The sequence below is a fragment of the Streptomyces sp. NPDC006283 genome (assembly GCF_040613325.1).
Classification (GTDB): domain Bacteria; phylum Actinomycetota; class Actinomycetes; order Streptomycetales; family Streptomycetaceae; genus Streptomyces.
The window spans coordinates 1-7,931 of sequence record NZ_JBEXRZ010000282.1; the positions used below are offsets into that span (position 1 = coordinate 1).

The 7,931-nt window shown below is 74.8% G+C and carries 2 protein-coding genes; both read left to right on the plus strand.

The window, feature by feature from the left end; translation table 11 throughout:
• Positions 1 to 171: 171 nt before the first annotated feature.
• Entirely contained in the window at positions 172 to 7,293 is a 7,122-nt protein-coding gene (locus ABZ070_RS33585) for an amino acid adenylation domain-containing protein (RefSeq protein WP_356639526.1), read from the plus strand.
• On the plus strand, positions 7,290 to 7,931 hold a 642-nt coding region (locus ABZ070_RS33590), incomplete at its 3' end, for a condensation domain-containing protein (RefSeq protein WP_356639528.1). The genes ABZ070_RS33585 and ABZ070_RS33590, both read left to right, overlap by 4 nt.

The window sequence follows — 7,931 nt, forward strand, 5'->3', positions numbered from 1 at the left end:
CGCCGAGCGACTCGCTGTTCCTCGGGGACATCGCGGGCCGTCGGGTCGCCTTCCTTCCGCGGCACGGGCGCGGCCACCATCTGCCGCCGCACCGCCCCCGTCACCCTCGGCGCAACGACCGCCCCCGCGGCGCCGCACGCGCTGCGCCGGACCGCGTTCGCCGGACGCGAGGTGCTGGACGGCCTCGACGCCGTGGCCCGCGCCGCCGACACCGGCCGGCAGGTCGTGCTGCCGGCCGTCGTCGCCGCATACGTCCAGTGGCTGACGGGGGAGCGGGGCATCACCCTCGGCCTGCCGGTCACCGCACGCCGCACCTCGGCCGCCCGCCGCGCGCCGGGCACCGTGGCCAACGTCCCGCCTCTCCACGTCGAACCCCGCCCCGCCGCCTCGCTCGCCGACCTGGTCGCCGCCGTGCGCGACGCGCTGGAGCCGCTGCTGCGCCACCAGCGCTACCCGTACGAGGAGGTGCGCCGCGAGCTCGGCGCCGTCGGCGAACGCGCCTACGGGCCCGTCGTCAACGTCATGCCCTACCCGCGCGGCCTGGACTTCGGCGGGCCCGCGGCGTCCGTGCATCCCTTGTCGACCGGGCCCGTGGAGGACCTGAAGTTCTCCGTGTACGAGGAGCCGGACGGCAGCGGGGCGCGCATCGATCTCGAAGCCAACCCGGCGGTGTACGCAGAGGCCGAGACCGACGCGCATCTGGCGCGCTTCAGCCGCTTCCTGCGCGCCTTCGCCACGAGCGGCCCCGACACGCCCCTGGCCCGCGTGCACGCCGCCGACGCCACCGAGGCGACCGGCACCACCACGACGACCACCACGGCCACCACGGCCACCACAGCGGCCGAGAACGGCTCCCCGGCCCTGCACACCCTCTTCGCCGCCCGCGCCGCCGCCACCCCCGACGCGCTCGCCGTCAGCCACGACGGAGAGCACCTCACCTACGCCGAGCTCGACGCCCGCGCCAACCGCCTCGCCCACCGGCTGATCGAGCAGGGCGCCGGCCCCGAACGGCTCGTGGCGCTCACCCTGCCCCGCTCCCTCGACCTGGTCGTCGCCCTCATCGCGGTCCTGAAGTCCGGTGCCGCCTACCTGCCGCTGGACCCCGACTACCCGGCCGACCGCCTCGCCTGGATGATCGAGGACGCCGAGCCCGTCCTCGTCCTTACCGGCGAGGCGATGGCGCAGGACCTCGGCGGCTACCCGGACACCGACCCGCAGGTGGCCGTCGACGGCGCCCACCCCGCCTACATCATCTACACCTCCGGCTCCACCGGCCGCCCCAAGGGCGTGGTGATCCCGCACACCAACGTGGTGCGGCTGTTCGACGCCACCGCCCACTGGTTCGGCTTCGGCGCCGACGACGTGTGGACCCTCTTCCACTCCTACGCCTTCGACTTCTCCGTGTGGGAGATCTGGGGCGCGCTGCTGCACGGCGGCCGGCTCGTCGTCGTCCCGTACCACGTCAGCCGTTCGCCCGGCGACTTCCTCGACCTGCTGGCCCGCGAGAAGGTCACCGTCCTCAACCAGACGCCGACCGCCTTCCACCAGCTCGACGCAGCCGACCAGAACCGCCCCCGGCCGCCGGAACTCGCCCTGCGTCACATCGTGTTCGGCGGCGAGGCCCTCGACCCCGCCCGCCTGGCCGACTGGTACGCCCGCCGCGGCACCACCGCCCGGCTGGTCAACATGTACGGCATCACCGAGACCACCGTGCACGTCACGCACGCCCCCCTCGGCCCCCAGCACGCCGTCCCCGGCGCCCGCTCCCTGCTCGGCGGCACCATCCCCGACCTGAACCCCCGCGTCCTGGACGCGGCGCTGCGCCCGGTGCCGCCCGGTTTCACCGGCGAGCTGTACGTCGCCGGCGCGGGCCTGGCCCGCGGCTACCTGGGCCGGCCCGCCCTGACCGCCGGACGGTTCGTCGCCGACCCCTACGGCCCGCCCGGCACCCGCATGTACCGCACCGGCGACCTGGTGCGCCACCTCGACAACGGCACGTTCGCCTATCTGGGACGCGGCGACGACCAGGTCAAGATCCGCGGCTTCCGCATCGAGCTCGGCGAGATCGAGAGCGTGCTCGCCACCCACCCCGGTGTCGCCCAGGCAGCCGTCGTCGTCCGCGAGGACAGGCCCGGCGACCGCCGGCTCGCCGCCTACGCCGTCCCCGCCGCAGGCGCCGCGCCCGACCCGGACGGCTGGCGGCGCCTGCTGGCCGGGCAGCTGCCCGCGCACTGCGTGCCCGCCTCCTTCACCCCGCTCGACGCGCTGCCGCTGACCGCCAACGGCAAACTCGACCGCACCGCCCTGCCCGTCCCGCACACGCCCGCACCCGCCGGCGGACCGGCGCCGGCCGCGCCCGCCGACGCACGCGAAGAGGCCCTGCGCCGCATCTTCGCCGACACCCTGGGCACCGAACACGTCGGCGCCGACAGCGACTTCTTCACCCTCGGCGGCCACTCCCTGCTCGCCGGGCGCCTCATCGCCGCCGTCCGCGACACCCTCGGCGCCGAGATCACCATCCAGGACCTCTTCGAGGCACCCACCCCCGCGGGGCTCGCCGCCCGGCTGCCCGCCGCCGCCACCGGCCGCCCGCCGCTGACCCGGCTCGAGCACGGCGACGACCCGCGCCCCACCTCCTACGCCCAGCACCGCATGTGGGTGCTGCGCGAAGTCGAGGGCGCCGCACCCACCTACAACATGCCGCTGGCGCTGCGGCTGTCGGGAACGCTGAACCGCACCGCCCTGCGCGCCGCCCTGTACGACGTCGTCACCCGGCACGAGAGCCTGCGCACCGTCTACCCGCGCGGCGAGCACGGCGTGAGCCCCCGGCTGCTGCCGCCCGAGCAGGCCCGCCCCTGGGTCATCGAGTCGCGCATCGACGAGGACCGGCTCCCGGCCGCCCTGACCGCGGCCGCCCGCGAGCCGTTCAACCTCGACTGCCAGCTGCCGCTGCGCGCCCACCTGTTCACCCTGCCCGACGGCGACAACGTCCTGCTGCTGCTGATGCACCACGTCGCCGGCGACGGCTGGTCGCTGCGGCCCCTGCTCGGCGACCTGTCCACCGCCTACACCGCCCGGCTCGCCCAAAGGGCCCCCGACTTCCCCCCGCTGCCCGTCACCTACGCCGACTTCGCCGTGTGGCAGCGCGAACTCCTCGGCGACGCCGACGACCCCACCAGCCTGGCCGGACGCCAGCTGGCGTTCTGGGAGAACGCCCTGGCAGGCCTGCCCGACCAGCTGGAACTGCCCGCCGACCTGCCCCGCCCGCCCGTCGCCGAGCACCGCGGCGGCTCCGTCCCGCTGCAGATCGGGCCAAAGCTCCACGCCCGCATCGACAGCTTCGCCCGCGCCCACGGCGCCACCTGCCACATGGTGCTGCAGGCCGCCCTCGCCGCCCTGCTCACCCGCCTGGGCGCGGGCACCGACATCCCCATCGGCTGCCCCACCGCCTCCCGCCCCGACAGCGCACTCGACGACCTGGTGGGCTTCTTCGTCAACCCGGTCGTGCTGCGCGCCGACACCTCCGGCGATCCGACGTTCACCGAACTCCTCGCCCGGACACGCGCCACGGCGCTGGCCGCCTACGCCCACCAGGACGTGCCCTTCGACCGGGTCGTCGAGCGGCTCCAGCCGAAGCGGTCGGCCGCCCGCCACCCGCTGTTCCAAGTGGTGCTGTCCTACCAGGACTTCGAGGCCCGCCCCCGGCTCAAGGGCCTCGACGTGCGGCGCGAGGACGTCGACTTCGGCGTCGCCAAGTTCGACCTCACCTTCAACCTCGTCGAACACCGCGGCAGCGGCGAGGAGTTCGCCGGCATCGACGGCGACCTCGAATACGACACCGCCCTGTACGAGCGGGCCACCGCCCAGGCACTGACCGGCCGGCTGCTGCGGCTCCTCGACGCCGCCGTCACCGCACCCGAGACGCCCGTCGGCGCGCACGACCTGCTCGACGACACCGAACGCGCCCTGCTCGCCGCCTGCAACGACACCGCCCGGCCCGTCCCCGCCCAAGGCCTCGCCGAACTCTTCACCGCCCAGGCCCTGCGCACCCCCTCCGCGACCGCCGTCACCGGCGACGACGGCACCGAACTGACCTACGCCGAACTGGACCTGCGCTCCGGCCGGCTCGCCGCACGGCTCGCCGCGGCGGGCATCGGCCGTGAATCGGCCGTCGCCGTCCTTCAGCAGCGCTCCACCGACCTGGTGGTGTCCCTGCTCGCCGTCCTCAAGGCCGGCGGCTTCTACGTGCCGCTCAACACCCGCTACCCGGCCTCCCGCATGCGGCTGATCACCGCGGACGTCGCAGCGCGTGTCCTGCTCACCGACCGGACCACCGACACCGCCCACGACTGCGCCTCCTGGGCGGGCGAGGCCCAGGTCCTCGTCGTCGACGACCTGCCCGAGGCGGGCGAGCCGCTGCCCGTGCAGCCGGCGCACCCGCACCAGCTCGCCTACGTGATGTACACCTCCGGCTCCACCGGCAACCCCAAGGGCGTCGCCATCACCCACGGCGACGTCGCCGCGCTGGCCGCCGACACCTGCTGGCGCACCGGCAACCAGGAACGGGTCCTGCTGCACTCCCCGTACTCCTTCGACACCTCCCAGTACGAACTGTGGGTGCCGCTGCTGTCCGGCAGAACCGTCGTCGTCGCCCCGCCCGGCGACCTGGACACCCGCGCCCTCGAGCGGGCGATCGTCGACGGCAAGGTCACCGGCATGTGGCTCACCTCCGGCCTGTTCAACCTCCTCGCCGAGGAGAGCCCCGACTGCTTCACCGGCGTGCGGGAGGTGTGGACCGGCGGCGACGTCGTCTCCCCGGCCGCCGTCGCCCGGGTCCTCGCCGCCTCCCCGGCCACCCTGGTCGTCGACGGCTACGGACCCACCGAGACCACCACCTTCGCCACCCACCACTACATGCGCTCCCCGTGGCAGCAGGAGACCACCGTCCCCATCGGCACCCCCCTGGACAACACCACCTGCCACGTCCTGGACGACCGGCTGCGGCCCGTGCCGCCCGGCGTCACCGGCGAGCTGTACATCGGCGGCTTTGGACTCGCCCGCGGCTACCTGGGCCGCCCCGGCGCCACCGCGGAACGGTTCGTCGCCGACCCGCACACCCCCGGCGCCCGCATGTACCGCACCGGCGACCTGGTGCGCCGCCGCACCGACGGCGTCCTGGAGTTCCTCGGCCGCGCCGACCACCAGGTCAAGGTGCGCGGCTTCCGCATCGAACTCGGCGAGATCGAGTCCGTCCTCGGCGCCCACCCGCGCGTCGCGCAGAGCGCCGTCCTGGTCCGCGAGGACCGGCCCGGCGACAAACGGCTCGTCGCCTACGTCGTGCCCGCACCCGGCGCCACCGCCGACGCCGCCCAGCTGCGCCCCCACGTCGCCGCGGCACTGCCCGACTACATGGTGCCCGCCGCGTTCGTCGCCCTCGACGCACTGCCGCTGACCGGCAACGGAAAGCTCGACCGGCGGGCCCTGCCCGCACCCGACTACGGGGCCACCGACAGCACCGGCCGCGCCCCGCGCACCCCGCGCGAAGAGCTCCTCGCGGTCCTGTTCGCCGAAGTCCTCGGCACCGACGGCGTCTTCATCGACGACAGCTTCTTCGACCGCGGCGGCGACAGCATCATGGTCATCCAGCTCGTCGGCAAGGCCCGGCGCGCCGGACTGGTGCTGAACGCCGCACAGATCTTCGAGCACAAGACGGTCGCCCAGCTCGCAGGCGTCGCCGCCTCGATCACCGAGGACGACAGCCCGCGAGCGTCCGTCGCCGCCGACGCGAGCGGCGAGGTGCCGCTCACCCCGATCATGCACTGGCTGCGCGAACGCGGCGGCCCCGTGGAGGCGTTCAGCCAGACGATGACCGTCGCCGTCCCGGCGCGGCTGGACGAGCAGCGGCTCGTGGCCGCGGTGCAGACGCTGCTCGACCACCACGACGTGCTGCGGGCCCGCTTCCGCGGGCCACAGGGCCAGGACGAGGGTTCGTGGACGATGCGGATCGAGCCGCCCGGCAGCGTACGGGCCGAAGACTGGGTACGCCGCGTGGACGCGGCCGGCCTCGACGACACCGCCCTCGCCGCCCTGACCCGCCGGCAGGCCGCGCTCTCGCGCGAGCGCCTCGCCCCCTTCGCCGGCCTCACCGGCCAGGCCGTCTGGCTCGACGCGGGAACAGACCGCCCCGGCCGGCTCCTTCTCACCCTGCACCACCTGGTCGTCGACGGCGTCTCCTGGCGCATCCTGCTCCCGGATCTGAAAACGGCCTGGGAGGCGACCGCGCCCGGCGCCGACGGCACCCTGCTGCCCGTCACCACCTCCTTCCGCGCCTGGGCCCAGCACCTCGCCCGGGAAGCCCAGCGGCCCGAACGCGCCGCCGAACTCGCCCTGTGGACCGGGATGCTGGCAGGCGGCTGCGCACCGGTCACCGCCCAGCCCCTCGACCCGCAACTCGACACCGCCGCGACCGCCCGCAGCCTCCACCTCACCCTCGACCACGAGACCACGGCCGCGCTGCTGACCACCGTCACCGCCGCGTTCAACGGGCGCGTCGACGACATCCTGCTCACCGCGTTCGCGCTCGCCGTCGCCGACTGGCGCCGCCGCCGCGGCCTCGGCGACAGCGACGCCGTCCTGATCGACCTCGAAGGACACGGCCGCGAACCCGGCACGAGCGGCGCCGAACTCTCCCGCACCGTCGGCTGGTTCACCAGCATGTACCCGGTGCGCCTGGCGCCCGGAACGCTCGACCGGGACGAGGCGCTGGCAGGCGGCCCCGCCGCCGGGACCGCCGTCAAACGGATCAAGGAGCAGCTGCGCAAGATCCCCGACGGCGGCATCGGCCACGGCCTGCTGCGCCACCTGGACGCCCGCACCGGCCGCAGCCTTGCCGCGCTCGCCCCGCACGGCACCCCCGCCCTCGGCTTCAACTACCTCGGCCGGTTCGCCTCCGAGGGCGCCGACGGCCTGTGGACGGCCGCCCCCGACGCCGAAGCGATCGGCGACGGCACCGACCCCGGCCTGCCCCTCGCGCACGCCGTCGAGGTCAACGCCCTCACCCGCGACGAGCCGGCCGGCCCCCGCCTGCAGGCCACCTGGACCTGGGCCGGCCGCCTCCTCGACGAGGCCGCCGTGCGCGACCTCGGCGACACCTGGTTCCGGGCCCTTTCCGCCCTCGTCACCCATGCGATGCGCCCCGACGCGGGCGGCATCACCCCCTCCGACCTGTCCCTGGTCTCCCTCAGCCAGACCCAGATCGACCAGCTCGAAGCCGCGTGGAAGGTGTCCCGATGACCCAGAACGGCCTCGCCGACGTCCTGCCCCTGTCCCCGCTCCAGGAAGGTCTCCTCTTCCAGGTCACCTACGGAGCCGAGACCCGGGGCACCGACGTCTACACCGTCCAGATGGTCTTCGAGCTGCGCGGCCCGCTGGACGCGGCCGACCTGCGGGCCGCCGCCCGCACCCTGCTGCGCCGCCACCCCAACCTGCGTGCCGGGTTCTGGCAGCACAACGTGGAGCGGCCCGTCCAGTTCGTGCCCCACGAGGTGCCGCTGCCCTGGCACACCCGCGACCTGAGCGCCCTCACCGACACCGAACGCGAGCAGGCCGCCCGGCGCTACATCGCCGACGACCGCGCCGAACGCTTCGACCCCGGAGCCCCGCCGCTGATCCGCTTCGGCCTGCTCACCCTCGCCCCCGAACACCACAAGCTCGTCCTGACCACGCACCACCTGCTCCTCGACGGCTGGTCCATGCCCCTGCTGGTGCGCGAACTGTTCACCCTGTACGAGCAGCGCGGCGACGACGCTGGCCTGCCGCCCGTCACCCCCTACCGCGCCTACCTGGCGTGGCTCGCCGGCCGCGACGACGACGCCGCCCGCGCCGCCTGGCGCACCGCGCTGGACGGCCTGGAGGGCCCGAGCCTGCTCGCG